Raw genomic sequence first — 13,373 nt, forward strand, 5'->3', positions numbered from 1 at the left:
CGCCGACAAGGGCGGCCCCACGCGATGACGTCACTTTCAGGCGTTACTGGGTCTCCCCCCGTGGAGGAAGACGATCGTCGATCCGCGGGGGCTAGGGAATCGATGCCGCATCCGCCGGACCCCCTGGCGGGGCCGTGGAGCCGCGGACGACCAGGCTCGGGGTCACGGAGAAGCGCACTGCGGACATCCGCCCTTCGATGCGTTCCAGCAGAAGCTTCCCGGCGGCGCGGCCCATCACGGCGCCGTCCTGGTCGACGCTTGTCAGCGTGATGTTGGACAGGGCGGCCAGGTGGATGTTGTCGTAGCCGGCGACCGAGACGTCCGCCGGGACGGAAAGGCCCATCTCGTGGACCGCGGCGAGGGTGCCGAGCGCCGCCTGGTCGGCTCCCGCGAAGATCGCCGTGGGGCGCGGCGAACGGCCCAGCAGCTGGCGAGCCCCGTCGTAGCCGCCTTGCTCGTTGTAGAAGCTGGTCGCGATGGCGATCTCGTCGTCGAGTCCATGCTCGCGCATGACGCGCTCATAGGTCGCGGCCCGGATGTTGTGCAGCAGGTCGGCAGGGCGCGCCTGGCTGTCGTCCTGGTGCGTGATGTGCGCGATCCGGCGGTGACCCAGCTCGATGAGGTGTTTCACGACGAGCTCGGCGCCTGCTTCGTCATCGTCGAACACCGAGTCGTAGAACGCCGACCCCTCGTGCCGGGCGAGCACCACCGTGGGCTTCTCCTTCGCCACCTCCTCCAGCCGCGCCTTCGAGGCGAGCGGGGCGACCATGATGATGCCGTCCACCTGCCGGTCCATGAGGGCGTCCACCGCCCGCCTCTCGACCTTGCGGGTGGCGCCTCCCTGAATCATGAAGGCCTGGTAGTCGGTGTTCTCCAGGTATTCGGTGAGCCCGTCGAGGATGTCGGCGAAGAAGGGGTTTCTGATGTGCGGCAGTATCAGGCCGATCGTGAAGGTGCGCCCGCGCATCCCGCGCGCCACGGCCTGCGGTCGATAGCCCAGTTCTTCGATGGCTGTCTTGACCCGGTCCCTCATGGCCGGGCTGACGCCGGTCGCGTTGCGGATCACCTTCGACACCGCGGTGACGGAGACCTGGGCGTGGCTCGCCACGTCGGCGATCGTCACTCGTCGTCGTCGTCCGGACGTGACCATGGAACTCCATCTCCCGAGGCGTGATCCGATTGTACGAGCTCAGAGCGATGCCCAGCTTGGGCAACGTCACTCATCACCGCCGACGGAGGAGTCGGAGCGCGCCCGGCTCGCGGACGGCACCATTCACGATTGGTGATCGACGCGCCCCAGCCGACCTGCAAGGTTAAAACGTTTTGTGACAAGGCGGAAGCCGCCCCGCCACTGCATGGGTGCCCGCCAAGGATGCCCGTTCCACCGCGAGCTCGCATCGGGCCACGTTCCTGCGGATGGAAGGGAACTATGCCGTGTACAACGTGCCGTCCGGTTCGTTCACCTTCATAGCGGCGACGGCCCCCTGAACCGCGCCGCAACCCTGCGCAGTGGCAGCGGGCGTCAGTTCCGGAACGTACGGAGCTGGGAGTCCCGCTGCCCGCCGGACACACAGCGGCACCCCAGCGGTGTGCACAGGGTGGTCAGCCACAGGCATGCTGCAGATCCGTATACGGCGGGAAGGTGTCGACCAGCTGAGCGAGCCTCAGCAACTTGGCCAGCTGCCTTCGCACACCGACCAGGCGCAGGTAGCCACCCCACAACTCGGCCTGCTGCTGCACGGCGATGAACGCACCCAGGCCGGTGCAGTCGCAAAAGCCGAGCCTGCTCACGTCCACCACGATCTTGGCGTGGCCGCGTGCCAGCAACTGGTCGCAGGCACGCAGGAAGATGTGCTCAGTCGCCAGGTCGAGCTCGCCGTCCAAATGCAGGACGGAAATCCCCTCATGGTCATCGACACGCAAGGCCAGCCGAGTATCGGACATCTCGACCTCGCGCCATGGGCTGAAACAAGACATCACAACTCACATAAACCACGCAGAAGCGGACAATGCCTCCACACCGTATCCACTCAGATGTCAAGGCCTGTCAAGTCCTGTCACACGGGTGGCCAAACTTGCGTTGAGCTTCCCTTTAGCGTTGCGACCGAACCTGGAGAGGTTTCGCGGCGCCGGTCAGACCTTGCGGGTCGATGTGCGCCCAGCGCGGGATGTGCCGGCCTTTGCAGCGCTCCGCACGCGCGCGCCGACGGGAGATGGCTGCACCACGGGTTCCTGCTTCTTGCGCACCGGAGCGCCGACCGGCGACGGGGTCACGACCGGTTCCTGCCTGCGACCAGGGATCTTGGCCCGGCCGGCCCGCGGCTTCGCCCCCGCGGAGACGTCCTCGAACTCGTGGGCAGCCCGGCCGCTGACGCTGCTGACGATCTCACGCCCCCGGACGGCCAGGTCGTCGTACGCCTTGGCGACCCTCTCCGCGACGCTGTCAGCGTAGCTGCGGGCCTTGGCGGGCAGATCCTGGGTGATGATCTCGGCTGTCCTGTCCTGCACGGCACGGGCGGTCCGCGGAACATCGCTGGCCCGCACCTTGCGCAGCCGGTCGACGGCGTAGCCGCCGGCGCCTGCCGCGGCACAGAAGGGCTTGGACTCGACAATCTTCTTGACTTCATAGGCGAGCGTCATGGACTGTTCCTTCGGTTGTCTGATGCAGCATGGGCGCTGTCGGCGGTCTGTCCGTGGGATGTTCCAGGCCGGCCCGCGCGGCCTTGGCCTGATTTTCTTTCAGGAACGACTCATAGATGTCGAGCAGCATCCGGCGCTGCCGTCTGGTGATGCTGGTATCCGCCTTGATCGCAGCCGACGTGTGGCTGCCGGCACCAGGCCACTCGCTTTGCGCCCACATGGTCAAGGCCAGGGCCGAGTAATGGAGTGCCGAGGCGAGGCCGGTCAGCAGCATTGTGCCGGGCCTGCCCGGGACGGCTTTGATCGGCCGCTGGGACGGGGCGACCATGAGACCGGTGAGCCGGCGCAGCAAGACCATCGCCTGCTGCCGCTGCCGACGGGTGGACTCGTACGCCGGCGCACGGCGCTCGTGGCCGTGCGCCGGCTGATAGGACCTCATGTGTTCGGTGGCGCCGCGCTGATGGTCGCCAGCGCGGAGTCGCGGTCCAGATCGATGGCAAGGTCGCCCAGGGAGAGCACGCCCACCGGCCGCTCCCGGTCGAGCACGGGCAGCCGTCGCACCGTGTGCAGGCGCATCAACTCCACGGCGTACCACTCACCATCGTCCGCCGATACGGTGACGAGTTTCCTGCTGCAGATGTCGCCGGCCGTGACGACGTCCGGCGACAGACCGCGCGCGACCGCGCGCACCACGATGTCCCGGTCGGTCAGCACACCGAACAGCCGTCCGTCCTCCAGGACGAAGACGTCGCCGATATCGTGCTCGCGCATCTGCCGAGCCGCGGCCACCAGCGTGGAGTCGACGCTCACCATCACGACATCCCTCGTCATTACGTCTCGAACGCGGCGTTTCATGGCAGTCACACCCCATTCGTCGGCATGTGGAGACCACCACCGGCGCTCCCGGTTTCGACACTGCCCCGGGCACAGGCAGCAAAGTCGCGTCCCTCGCCGATTTTGCAGTCTTGAGGAGATATCCCCACGTTCTCAAGGCCGCGCTGCGGGCGCGGTCAGGGGACGGCAAAGCGAAGGCCTGGTACGCAAACGCGCGGCGACGGCGGTGCGGTGACGCCGGCGAGCCCTCGCACTGCCGCTTCTCACTGATCTGCCATGCCACGAAGAGCAGGAGGACGCCGTGGCATGAAGGGCCAGGCCCATGGAGATGTCCATGATCCGGGACGGTATCGGTCAAATCCCTCGTCGCCCGTCCGGTTCGTGGGTACAAAGGAGAGACAAGGAAGCATGCTTCACGAGCGGGACCGCCACACCACCGCACCAGCCGGTTCGGTCAAGGCAAGAGCGGCGGGAAGGATTTTCACGGCATTCCTCATCGCAGGACATCCAGCGAGTCAGCACAGCCTCAAGGATGGATACCTGCAAAACGGCGCACCGTGACAAGGGGGTCCGGCAAGCCATGTGGAAGCTTCCATCGACGGTGGCGCGCGGGTTCGACACCGTAACCAGACTGAGTGGGGTCCTCCCCGTCGGGATGCGCACCGCCGCCGAACTCCTCATAGGAGCGAGCAGACACGGCGCTCGCGCGGGACCGGCGGGCACCGGCGGGCGCCCCGACCGGGACCCGGCGCCCGCCGAGACGGTGTCCTTCGTGGAGGGCCGGCTGGACGGCTCGGCCGCGACCACTCTGGCTTACCGACGGCAGGGCACGGGCGAGCCGGTGGTCCTGCTGCACGGCATCGGACAAGACCTGCACGCCTGGGACCTGGTGGTCCCCCTGATCGCCGCCGAACGCGAGGTCATCGTGCTGGACCTGCCCGGTTTCGGGAGGTCGCCGGACCTGCCCGACGGCACACCGCGCGACTTGCCCACCATGGTGGCGGCGCTGGAGGCGGTGTTCACCACGCTCGGCGTTCGCCGGCCACATGTGGTCGGTCACTCGCTGGGCGGCCTGATCGCGCTGCGGCTTGCCCAGGCCGGGCTCGCCCGCAGCGTCACCGCGCTGGCGCCGGCCGGGTTCTGGAACGAGGTCGAGCGACGCTACGCCTTCGCCGTCCTGACGACCGCACGCCAGCTTGCCCGGCTGCCGGACACCGTCGTGGAGCGGATGGCCGGCACGGCCGTGGGACGGGCGGCGCTGACCGGCACCCTGTACGGACGCGCCGACTCCTGCGCGCCCGACACCCTGGTGGCCTGCCTGCACTCCTTGCGCCAATCGGTGGCGTTCCAGGCCACGCTGCGTGCCGGACGCGCACCGGACCTGTTCACGGGCACCATCCCCGATATACCGGTCACCATCGCCTGGGGCACCTGCGACCGCATCCTGCCCGGTCGCCAGGCCGCGCGCGTCACGGCCGTGATCCCCCACGCACGGCTCGTCGAGTTGCCCGGGTGCGGGCACGTCCCCATGAACGACGCACCCGACCAGGTCGCCCGGCTGATCGTGCGGAGCACGGCTGACGGGCACGCGGCTCGCGCCGGGCAGCCCCGAGGCCGGCGCGCGGCCTGCGCGTCCTAGTCCCGCCCGCCGCATGTCATGAGAGCCGCTGCAGGCGGACGGGCGGCAGGTACTCGTCGATCAGGTCCCGATCCCACCATGCGCCTGTCGCACGACGCTGCCGCCAGGTGGTGAAGCGGTAGCTGTACAGGCGGGCGCGGAGGAAGGCCGGCGGGGTGTCGGGGAACGGGTTGCCGGCCAGCAGCCGGAGCGTCGCCCGATCGTTTTCGAGCAATTTGACGGCCAGCGGGATGAACCACGGCTCGGCGTAGATCGGCGACAGACCCGCGAACCACATGAGCCAGTCCAGCCGGAGGTGGTACGGGGCGACTTGGGGCGGATGGCGAGCGGGATCGCCGGGTTTGCCCTTGAAGTGATACTCCTTCCACTGCGTATCGGCCGTGATCTCCGGCTCGTCGGTGCCCTCGATCACGACCTCGACGCGGACCTTGCTGACGGTTCCGAAGGCGCCGTAGGTGCCGACCAGGCGAAGCGGGTCGAAGCTGGCGTTCATCAGCTGGTGGCGGGACAGCAGGTTGTGCACCGGCCAGTAGCTGAGCACCACGACCAGCGTCGTGACCGCCACCACCAGCGCGTCGTGCCATACGGGCGCGGCCAGGGCGGCAGGTGCCGGGGCGGGCGAGGCAAGAATCATCGACCAGTCCACCACGGATGCCGCCAGCACGACGGTCAGCCAGTTCAGCCAGGAGAAGTTCCCCGACACGATCAACCACAGCTGCGTGACGATCATGATGGCCGCGGCCAGCGTGGCATAGGGCTGAGGCGCGAACAACCCGAACGGGGCAACCAGCTGCGCGACGTGGTTGCCGGCGACCTCGATGCGATGCAGCGGACGGGGCAGCCAGTGGAAGTACCAGCTCAGCGGGCCGGGCATCGGCTGGGTCTCGTGGTGGTAGTACAGGCAGGTCAGGTCGCGCCAGCAGCGGTCGCCGCGCAGCTTGATGAGGCCGGCGCCGAATTCCAGCCGGAAGAGCAGCCAGCGCAGCAGCAACAGCACCAGGACCGGAGGGGCGATCTGCCGGTTGCCGAGGAAAATGGCGAGAAAGCCCGCTTCGCACAGCAGCGACTCCCAGCCGAAGGAGTACCACACCTGTCCCACGTTGACGATCGACAGGTACACCACCCACAGGACGGCCCACAGCAGCATCGAGCCCCACAGCGGAACCAGATCGGCCAGTCCGGCCAGGACGGCGGCCGACAGCGCCACTCCGCTCCAGGCCACGGCGGCGAAGAACCGATCGCTGTAGTGCAGGTGGAAGATGCTCGGCGCGCTGCGGAAGGACACGAGCCGCAGGTACGCCGGCACCGGTGTCAGGCCGTTCGCGCCGATGAGGGCACGGAACTGGTGAGCCGCTGACAGGAAGGCGACCAGATAGATCACCGCCAGGCCTCGCTGGAAGACCAGCCGGCCGAGCCAGTAATCGGATGCCGCCAACCACTCCACGGCCAGTCCCCCTTCACCGTCCCTTCCGCCGGTACCGATGGGAACACACAGCGCGCCGCCAGATGCGCCGCCTGGGCCCTACCCACATCATCAGAGGCCCGTGGCAACAGAATCCCCAAATGAGGCAATGTTCTGTCTCTGTGTGGAGATGCGGAGAATCGCCGTGCCGGTCGGCAGCCATGACCGCTGCTCATCGCACAGGCCGGCGCCGACGTATGCCCACTGGTGCCGACCTGTGCGATATACCCCCAGGTATTAGGGAGACTGTGCGAGGGGTGATCGCCATGATCGAGAAGGGCGACGACTGGGAGCGAGTGCTGACCCAGTTGGCAGCGGTGTCCAAGGCGCTGGACCGCGCCGGATTCAAGATCATATCGACTGGCTGCAGCAATGCCAGGCCGCGCGTGAACGTGGCGAAGAGCCATCGATCAGCACCGAGCGGCTCGAGGCGCTGTTTTTGGCCCTGTCCTGAAGAGCGGTTCCCCGCTGGCGGGTACGTTCGCGGAGCCATGGGACGGCAAGGCCATGGTGTGCGTGGCATATACCCCCATGGGTATATGCGGGGAAGAGAGCTCTCTGATGGCGATGCGTCAGCAGACTCCCGGTGAGCTGCAGCGACACGTCCCGATCGGTGTGACGACGGCCGGAAGTGTGCGCGGCCACGCGGAGTTCGCTCAGGACACCTGCCCGCGGTGGCGTGAACAGGCCTGCGCAGAAGCGGGGCGGCACTCGGGACGAGGGCAGTGCCGGACCGCTGCCGGGGCACGGCACCGATCAGAACGACGACCAAGCGAAAGGCATGACGATGACGACGGTCCATGTCGAGGTGGTGGAAACTTCCTCCCTGGGGGACCGCAGCTACCTGGTGCACGATGGGCAGGTCGCGCTGGTGGTCGACCCGCAGCGCGACATCGATCGCGTCCTGGCCCTGGCCGGACGGCTGGGCGTGCGCATCACGCATGTGGCCGAGACTCACCTGCACAACGACTACGTCTCCGGCGGCTTGGCCCTGGCCCGGGTCACCGGCGCGACCTACCTGATGGCCGAGGCCGAGGACGTCTCCTTCGAGCGGACGCCGGTGGCCGACGGGCAGGAGATCGTCATCTCTGGACGCATGCGCGTGTCGCCGGTGGCCACGCCTGGCCATACCTTCCATCACCTGTCGTACGTCGTGTCCGGCCCCGGCGGCCCTGAAGGGGTGTTCACGGGCGGGTCGCTGCTGTTCGGCACCACCGGCCGTACCGACCTGCTCGGCGCCCGGCACGCCCACCGCCTGGCCCACCAGCAGCACGCCTCGGCCAGGCGCCTGGCCGATCTGCTGCCCGACGGCGCGCACATCTGGCCCACCCACGGTTTCGGCAGCTTCTGCTCGGCCACCCAGTCAGACGCCCCTGCTTCGACCATCGGACGGGAGAAGGACGTCAACCCGGTGCTGCGGCTGGAGGCCGATGACTTCGTCGCCCAGACGCTGGCCGGATTGGACGCCTACCCTGCCTACTACGCGCACATGGGCGCCCGCAACAGCGCCGGCGCCGACCTGATCGACCTGACTCCCGCCCAGATCGCCGGCGCCGACCAACTGCGGGAGCGGATCGATGCCGGCGAGTGGGTCGTGGACCTGCGCTCACGCAAAGCCTTCGCCCACCGCCACCTTGCCGGCACGCTCAGCTTCGGCCTGGACGGGCCCATGTCGACCTGGCTGGGCTGGATGGCCCCGTGGGGGTCGCCCATCACCCTGCTGGGTGAGTCGGCCGAGCAGGTCGCCGCCGCCCAGCGGGAGCTGGCGCGCATCGGGATCGACCGCCCGGCCGCCGCCGCGCCCGGCACTCCCGACGCCTGGGCCGCCGGCGAGGAGGCCCGCCTCGGCAAGCTCATGGTGGCCGCCTTCGCCGATCTGGCCGCGTCCCGTGCCGGCCGCACGCCGCACGGCCTGCCGGCGCCGGACGTACTGCTCGATGTGCGCATGACCAACGAGTGGCGCTCCGGGCACATCGACGGCGCCACCCACATCCCGCTGCCGGACCTGCCTGCCCGCCTGGCCGAGGTGCCGGACGGCACGGTGTGGGTGCACTGCGGCTCCGGCTACCGCGCCGCAGCCGCCAGCAGCCTGCTGGCCAGGTCCGGGCACCACGTGGTGCATATCGACGACACCTACGCCCGGGCCGCCGAGGCAGGCCTGACCATCATCACCCCCGGAAACTGACCCGGACCCGGCATCGCCGCTGTTCCACCAGGAGAATGACATGACCGCCGCCACCCCGGCGCCCCTACTGCCTTGGACGCCGCCACCCTGCAGCGGCTGCTGGAGTCCGGTGGCGCTCCCCGGCTGATCGACGTGCGCACCCCCGGCAAGTTCGGATCGCCGCATTCATCGGTGGTGGGCTGGTCTTCGCCACCCTGTCGGGCACCTGTGCCATGGGCATGCTGCTGACCAAGCTGCCCTACAACCGCGGCCCGCGTACCGACATCGATTCCGTGCACAGGGCCTTGGCCGCCGAGCGCCCCTGACCCCCTGCGGACCGGACACGCTTTCGAGGCGCGGCTCTCAACCGGCTGTGATCGACTCGGTCGCCGAGGTCCTCGCCCACGCTCAATGAGCCCGGCGGGGACCTGGGGACGTGTGGGCCGCGTCAACGCCGCCGACCGGAGAGACTCCCGATGGCGACGGAGGGCTTGGACAGGTCGCCAATCCGTCATCGAAAGGCAGGTCCGAAAGCCTTCGGAATACGGTGGGGGGGTATGGTGTTAAGATAGGTAGTACAGAAGGGGGAGGGGTAAGGAAATGGCCGGATACACCGACACCAAGCAAGACCACCTCCAGCGGCTGCGCCGGATCGAAGGACAGACTCGCGGGCTGCAGCGGATGGTCGAAAACGACAAATACTGCATCGACATCCTCACCCAGGTGTCGGCGGCCACCAGCGCCCTGCAGTCCTTCGCTCTCTCCCTGCTCGAAGAGCACCTGGCCCACTGCGTCGCCGAGGCCACCATGAAAGGCGGCCCCGAGGCCGAGGCCAAGGTCAAAGAAGCTTCCGACGCGATCGCGCGGCTCGTCCGTTCCTGATTTCCCTCAGAAGGAGTGATCTGTATGGCTACCGCCACCTACACCGTCAAGGGCATGACCTGCGGCCACTGCGTCAGCTCGGTCAAGGAGGAGGTCAGCGAGGTGCCCGGCGTCACCGGCGTCGAGGTGGACCTCGCCACCGGCCTGCTGACCGTTGAGAGCGAGCCCCCGGTCGACGAGGCGAAGATCGTTGCCGCCGTCGAGGAGGCCGGATACGAAGTGGCGAGCCAGCCCTGAACACGGCTGTGAAGGCCGACGCCCTCGGCAGCGGCAACGCGGTGGGCAGACGAAAGGAGCGGTGGTGTCCTCCCCCATCACTGACGAGAAGCCTCAGAGCACCGTCGAGCTGTCGATCGGTGGCATGACCTGCGCGTCCTGCGCCAACCGCATCGAACGCAAGCTCAACAAAGTGGACGGCGTCACCGCCACCGTCAACTACGCCACCGAGAAGGCCAAGGTCAGCTTCCCCGCAGGGATCGATCCGCAGCAGCTGATCGCGGAGGTGGAGAAGGCCGGCTACACCGCGGCGCTCCCCGCTCCACCGGAGACCACAGCCGACGAGGCCGAGCCCGAGGATGAGCTCGCTCCCCTGCGCAACCGGCTGATCACCTCGCTGGTCCTGAGCATCCCGATGATCGCGATGGCGATGATCCCGCCGCTCCAGGTCACCAACTGGCAGTGGCTGTCGCTGACTCTGGCCGCGCCGGTGGTGGTCTACGCGGGCTGGCCGTTCCACAAGGCCGCCTGGACCAACCTGCGTCATGGCGCCGCCACGATGGACACGCTGGTCTCACTCGGTACGCTGGCCGCTCTCGGCTGGTCGCTGTGGGCGTTGTTCTTCGGCACGGCGGGCATGCCGGGCATGACGCACCCGTTCGAGTTCACGATCGCCCGTACCGACGGCTCGGGCAACATTTACCTCGAGGCCGCGGCGGGCGTGACGGCGTTCATTCTGGCAGGCCGTTACTTCGAGGTCCGTTCGAAGCGGCGAGCCGGAGCCGCGCTACGGGCGCTGCTGGAACTGGGCGCCAAGGACGTCGCCGTGCTCCGCGGCGGCGCGGAGGTCCGGATCCCCACCGACCAGCTTGCCGTGGGCGACCTCTTCGTGGTACGGCCCGGTGAGAAGATCGCCACCGACGGCGTCGTCGAAGAGGGCTCCTCGGCGGTGGACGCCTCCATGCTGACCGGCGAATCGGTCCCCGTGGAGGTCCGGCCAGGCGATGCCGTGACGGGCGCGACGGTCAACGCGGGCGGCAGGCTCGTCGTCAGGGCCACCAGGATCGGCTCCGACACCCAGCTGGCCCAGATGGCCAAGCTGGTGGAGGAGGCGCAGACCGGCAAGGCACGGGTGCAGCGGCTGGCCGATCGCATCTCCGGCATCTTCGTGCCGATCGTGATCGCGCTGGCGCTGGGCACCCTCGGATTCTGGCTGGGCACCGGAGCGGGAGCGGCCGCCGCCTTCACCGCCGCGGTCGCCGTCCTGATCATCGCCTGCCCGTGCGCCCTGGGTCTGGCCACGCCCACCGCTCTGCTGGTGGGCACCGGGCGCGGCGCGCAGCTGGGCATCCTGATCAAGGGCCCCGAGGTGCTGGAGTCCACTCGCCGGATCGACACCGTGGTGCTGGACAAGACCGGCACGGTCACCGAGGGCAAGATGACGCTGGTCGAGACGCATGTCGCCGACGGCGAGGACGTCGCCGAGGTGCTGCGCCTGGCCGGCGCCCTGGAACACGCCTCCGAGCACCCCATCGCCCAGGCCATCGCCCGCGGCGCGGCCGAGCGTGTGGGCGAACTGTCCACGCCCGAGGAGTTCGCCAGTGTCGAAGGGCTCGGCGTTCAGGGCATCGTCGACGGGCACGCGGTCCTCGTGGGCCGGCCCGCGCTGCTCGCCGAGCGGTCGCAGCACCTGCCTGCCGGCCTTGCTGAGTCTCTGGAAGCGGCACAAGCCGCCGGCCGTACGGCCGTGGCGGTCGGCTGGGACGGCAAGGCTCGAGCGGTCCTGGTGATCGCCGACGTCGTCAAGCCCACCTCTGCCGAGGCCGTCCGGCGGTTGCGGGCGCTGGGGCTGACGCCGGTGCTGCTGACGGGCGACAACGAGGCCGTCGCGAAGACCGTGGCCGCCGAGGTGGGCATCGACGAGGTGATCGCCCAGGTCCTGCCGAAGGACAAGGTCGACGCGGTCAAGAAGCTCCAGGCCGAGGGCAGGACGGTGGCCATGGTGGGTGACGGCGTCAACGACGCCGCCGCGCTCGCCCAGGCCGACCTCGGACTGGCGATGGGGACCGGCACGGACGCCGCGATCGAGGCGTCCGACCTGACGCTGGTCCGCGGTGACCTGCGGGTGGCGGCCGACGCGATCCGGCTGTCCCGCAGGACACTGCGCACCATCAAGGGCAACTTGTTCTGGGCGTTCGCCTACAACGTGGCCGCTCTGCCATTGGCGGCGATGGGGCTGCTCAACCCCATGATCGCCGGAGCGGCGATGGCGTTCTCCAGCGTGTTCGTGGTCAGCAACAGCCTCAGATTGCGGCGTTTCACGTAGAAGAGCACCCACGATCGTGTGCCCGTCGGCATACAGGACCATCCGTATCGGCCGCACCGCCGTCGGACGGGCGGGAGTACGCCAACGACGTGGGTTTCGAGCCGATGTCACGCCTTTACGATCGTGGCTAGCATCGGAGGGTATTACGGCGAGAAGGGCGGTCCGCGTAGTGCGCACTCTGGGGGATTTGGAGGCTGCGATCATGGATCGCATGTGGGCCTACCATGCACCCGCGTCAGTCAGGGATGTGCTGGAGGATCTGCGTCGCGACCGGCAGATCGCCTACACCACCGTCATGACCGTGATGGACAAGCTTTTCAAGAAGGGCCTGCTCAAGCGGCATCCACAAGGCAAGGCCTACATTTATGAGCCAGTGGCCACCAAAGAGGCCTACACGGCTCAGTTGATGCGCGAAACGCTGGCCAGGAGCGGCAATCAGGCGGCCACATTGGTGCATTTCCTGGAGCGGCTGAGCCCGGAAGAGTCGGCGGCGCTGGATGCCGCACTCAAGGTGTTCCCGCCGCATGACCGCCGCTCCTGATCGTTGCCAGGGCGCTGGAGCACAGAGAGTGCCCGGGGGAACCGAGCCGTAGCAGAACATGGGGCACACGCTGGACCTCTGCGTGTTCCCAGTTGAGGGTGATGGCGGGAGACTGGAGAGAGACCACCACATACGGCTGGCCGCAGCAGTCTGGACCACCGGGCGTGGCCATGGCCGAAGCCACCGCGCCCGCAGGAGACAGGGCAGCGAGGCCAAGGAGGAGGTCTTCCATGCACAGGATCACCCATCGACGGCGACTGGCCCTCGCCACAGGGGCGGCTGCCGTTGCACTGCTGGCCGTCTCCGGTTGCGGGGGCGGCGCGGGCGCACCCGAGGCTCCTCCTGCCCGTCAGGCGACCACGTCGCCTGCCCAGCAGGGAAGCATGATCAACGTGACGGTGAACGAGTTCTCTTTCGTGATGGCCAAGCGAGACCTCACCGCCGGCACGTACACGTTCATGCTCGACAACGTCGGAAGCGCGCCCCACGCGATGGCCCTCAAGGGACCCGGCATGGGCACCCAACAGTCGGACGTCATCGACGGCGGCAAGAAGACCGAATGGACGGTAACCCTTCAGCCCGGCACCTACGAGGTGTGGTGCCCGGTGGGAAACCACCGCGCCCAAGGCATGGAGACCACCCTGACCGTCAAGTGACCAATGCCGGCAC

Annotated in this window: 13 protein-coding genes and 1 pseudogene; 8 read left to right on the forward strand and 6 right to left on the reverse strand. The window is 68.4% G+C overall.

Annotation, left to right across the window (positions count from 1 at the left end):
• Nucleotides 1–91: 91 nt before the first annotated feature.
• The 5 genes from EDD27_RS26175 to EDD27_RS26195 all read right to left on the reverse strand — a co-directional run bounded on the left by EDD27_RS26175 (nucleotide 92) and on the right by EDD27_RS26195 (nucleotide 3,495).
• Nucleotides 92–1,123 carry a LacI family DNA-binding transcriptional regulator gene (locus EDD27_RS26175; RefSeq protein WP_164903788.1) on the reverse strand — a complete coding sequence of 344 codons (1,032 nt, stop codon included), beginning with the start codon at nucleotides 1,121–1,123 and terminating at the stop codon, nucleotides 92–94.
• 479 nt (nucleotides 1,124–1,602) lie between these two features.
• Complete coding sequence (locus EDD27_RS26180) at nucleotides 1,603–1,944, reverse strand: STAS domain-containing protein (RefSeq protein ID WP_164903789.1); 342 nt, start codon at nucleotides 1,942–1,944, stop codon at nucleotides 1,603–1,605.
• A gap of 189 nt (nucleotides 1,945–2,133) precedes the next feature.
• Nucleotides 2,134–2,640 carry a hypothetical protein gene (locus tag EDD27_RS26185; protein WP_127934739.1) on the reverse strand — a complete coding sequence of 169 codons (507 nt, stop codon included), beginning with the start codon at nucleotides 2,638–2,640 and terminating at the stop codon, nucleotides 2,134–2,136.
• Complete coding sequence (locus EDD27_RS26190) at nucleotides 2,624–3,079, reverse strand: hypothetical protein (protein ID WP_127934740.1); 456 nt, start codon at nucleotides 3,077–3,079, stop codon at nucleotides 2,624–2,626. The genes EDD27_RS26185 and EDD27_RS26190 overlap by 17 nt, the downstream gene beginning before the upstream one ends.
• Nucleotides 3,076–3,495 (reverse strand): CBS domain-containing protein, encoded by a 420-nt coding sequence (locus EDD27_RS26195; protein ID WP_127934741.1) that lies wholly within the window; start codon nucleotides 3,493–3,495, stop codon nucleotides 3,076–3,078. The genes EDD27_RS26190 and EDD27_RS26195 overlap by 4 nt, the downstream gene beginning before the upstream one ends.
• A gap of 559 nt (nucleotides 3,496–4,054) precedes the next feature.
• Here EDD27_RS26195 and EDD27_RS26200 point away from each other — a divergent pair.
• On the forward strand, nucleotides 4,055–5,113 hold the full coding sequence (locus tag EDD27_RS26200; protein ID WP_241564256.1) for an alpha/beta hydrolase: 1,059 nt from the start codon (nucleotides 4,055–4,057) through the stop codon (nucleotides 5,111–5,113).
• A gap of 16 nt (nucleotides 5,114–5,129) precedes the next feature.
• Here EDD27_RS26200 and EDD27_RS26205 read toward each other — a convergent pair whose 3' ends face one another.
• Nucleotides 5,130–6,557, reverse strand: a complete 1,428-nt coding sequence (locus tag EDD27_RS26205; protein WP_127934742.1) for a lipase maturation factor family protein — start codon at nucleotides 6,555–6,557, stop codon at nucleotides 5,130–5,132.
• Nucleotides 6,558–6,772: 215 nt separating this feature from the next.
• Here EDD27_RS26205 and EDD27_RS26210 point away from each other — a divergent pair.
• The 7 genes and pseudogenes from EDD27_RS26210 (at nucleotide 6,773) to EDD27_RS26245 (ending at nucleotide 13,360) form a co-directional block, all read left to right on the forward strand.
• Nucleotides 6,773–7,029 (forward strand): annotated as a pseudogene (locus tag EDD27_RS26210) (metal-sensing transcriptional repressor).
• Nucleotides 7,030–7,362: 333 nt separating this feature from the next.
• Nucleotides 7,363–8,760 (forward strand): MBL fold metallo-hydrolase, encoded by a 1,398-nt coding sequence (locus EDD27_RS26215; protein WP_127934743.1) that lies wholly within the window; start codon nucleotides 7,363–7,365, stop codon nucleotides 8,758–8,760.
• Between the two features lie 579 nt (nucleotides 8,761–9,339).
• Nucleotides 9,340–9,621 carry a metal-sensitive transcriptional regulator gene (locus EDD27_RS26225; RefSeq protein WP_127934744.1) on the forward strand — a complete coding sequence of 94 codons (282 nt, stop codon included), beginning with the start codon at nucleotides 9,340–9,342 and terminating at the stop codon, nucleotides 9,619–9,621.
• Between the two features lie 24 nt (nucleotides 9,622–9,645).
• Complete coding sequence (locus tag EDD27_RS26230) at nucleotides 9,646–9,858, forward strand: heavy-metal-associated domain-containing protein (protein WP_127934745.1); 213 nt, start codon at nucleotides 9,646–9,648, stop codon at nucleotides 9,856–9,858.
• A gap of 64 nt (nucleotides 9,859–9,922) precedes the next feature.
• Nucleotides 9,923–12,163, forward strand: coding sequence for a heavy metal translocating P-type ATPase (locus EDD27_RS26235; RefSeq protein ID WP_277750751.1), 2,241 nt, complete (start codon nucleotides 9,923–9,925; stop codon nucleotides 12,161–12,163).
• A gap of 169 nt (nucleotides 12,164–12,332) precedes the next feature.
• A complete protein-coding gene (locus tag EDD27_RS26240; RefSeq protein ID WP_127934746.1) occupies nucleotides 12,333–12,704 on the forward strand; it encodes a BlaI/MecI/CopY family transcriptional regulator in 372 nt (123 codons plus the stop codon).
• Between the two features lie 230 nt (nucleotides 12,705–12,934).
• Nucleotides 12,935–13,360, forward strand: a complete 426-nt coding sequence (locus tag EDD27_RS26245) for a cupredoxin domain-containing protein (RefSeq protein ID WP_164903790.1) — start codon at nucleotides 12,935–12,937, stop codon at nucleotides 13,358–13,360.
• Nucleotides 13,361–13,373 lie beyond the last annotated feature (13 nt).

This window comes from Nonomuraea polychroma, assembly GCF_004011505.1.
Taxonomy (GTDB): domain Bacteria; phylum Actinomycetota; class Actinomycetes; order Streptosporangiales; family Streptosporangiaceae; genus Nonomuraea; species Nonomuraea polychroma.

Excerpts from the sequence above, each read along its gene's own strand:
- EDD27_RS26180 (WP_164903789.1), bottom strand. The coding sequence starts at position 1,944 with ATGTCCGATACTCGGCTGGCCTTGCGTGTCGATGACCATGAGGGGATT.
- EDD27_RS26185 (WP_127934739.1), bottom strand. The coding sequence starts at position 2,640 with ATGACGCTCGCCTATGAAGTCAAGAAGATTGTCGAGTCCAAGCCCTTC.
- EDD27_RS26190 (WP_127934740.1), bottom strand. The coding sequence starts at position 3,079 with ATGAGGTCCTATCAGCCGGCGCACGGCCACGAGCGCCGTGCGCCGGCG.
- EDD27_RS26195 (WP_127934741.1), bottom strand. The coding sequence starts at position 3,495 with ATGAAACGCCGCGTTCGAGACGTAATGACGAGGGATGTCGTGATGGTG.
- EDD27_RS26200 (WP_241564256.1), top strand. The coding sequence starts at position 4,055 with ATGTGGAAGCTTCCATCGACGGTGGCGCGCGGGTTCGACACCGTAACC.
- EDD27_RS26215 (WP_127934743.1), top strand. The coding sequence starts at position 7,363 with ATGACGACGGTCCATGTCGAGGTGGTGGAAACTTCCTCCCTGGGGGAC.
- EDD27_RS26225 (WP_127934744.1), top strand. The coding sequence starts at position 9,340 with ATGGCCGGATACACCGACACCAAGCAAGACCACCTCCAGCGGCTGCGC.
- EDD27_RS26230 (WP_127934745.1), top strand. The coding sequence starts at position 9,646 with ATGGCTACCGCCACCTACACCGTCAAGGGCATGACCTGCGGCCACTGC.
- EDD27_RS26245 (WP_164903790.1), top strand. The coding sequence starts at position 12,935 with ATGCACAGGATCACCCATCGACGGCGACTGGCCCTCGCCACAGGGGCG.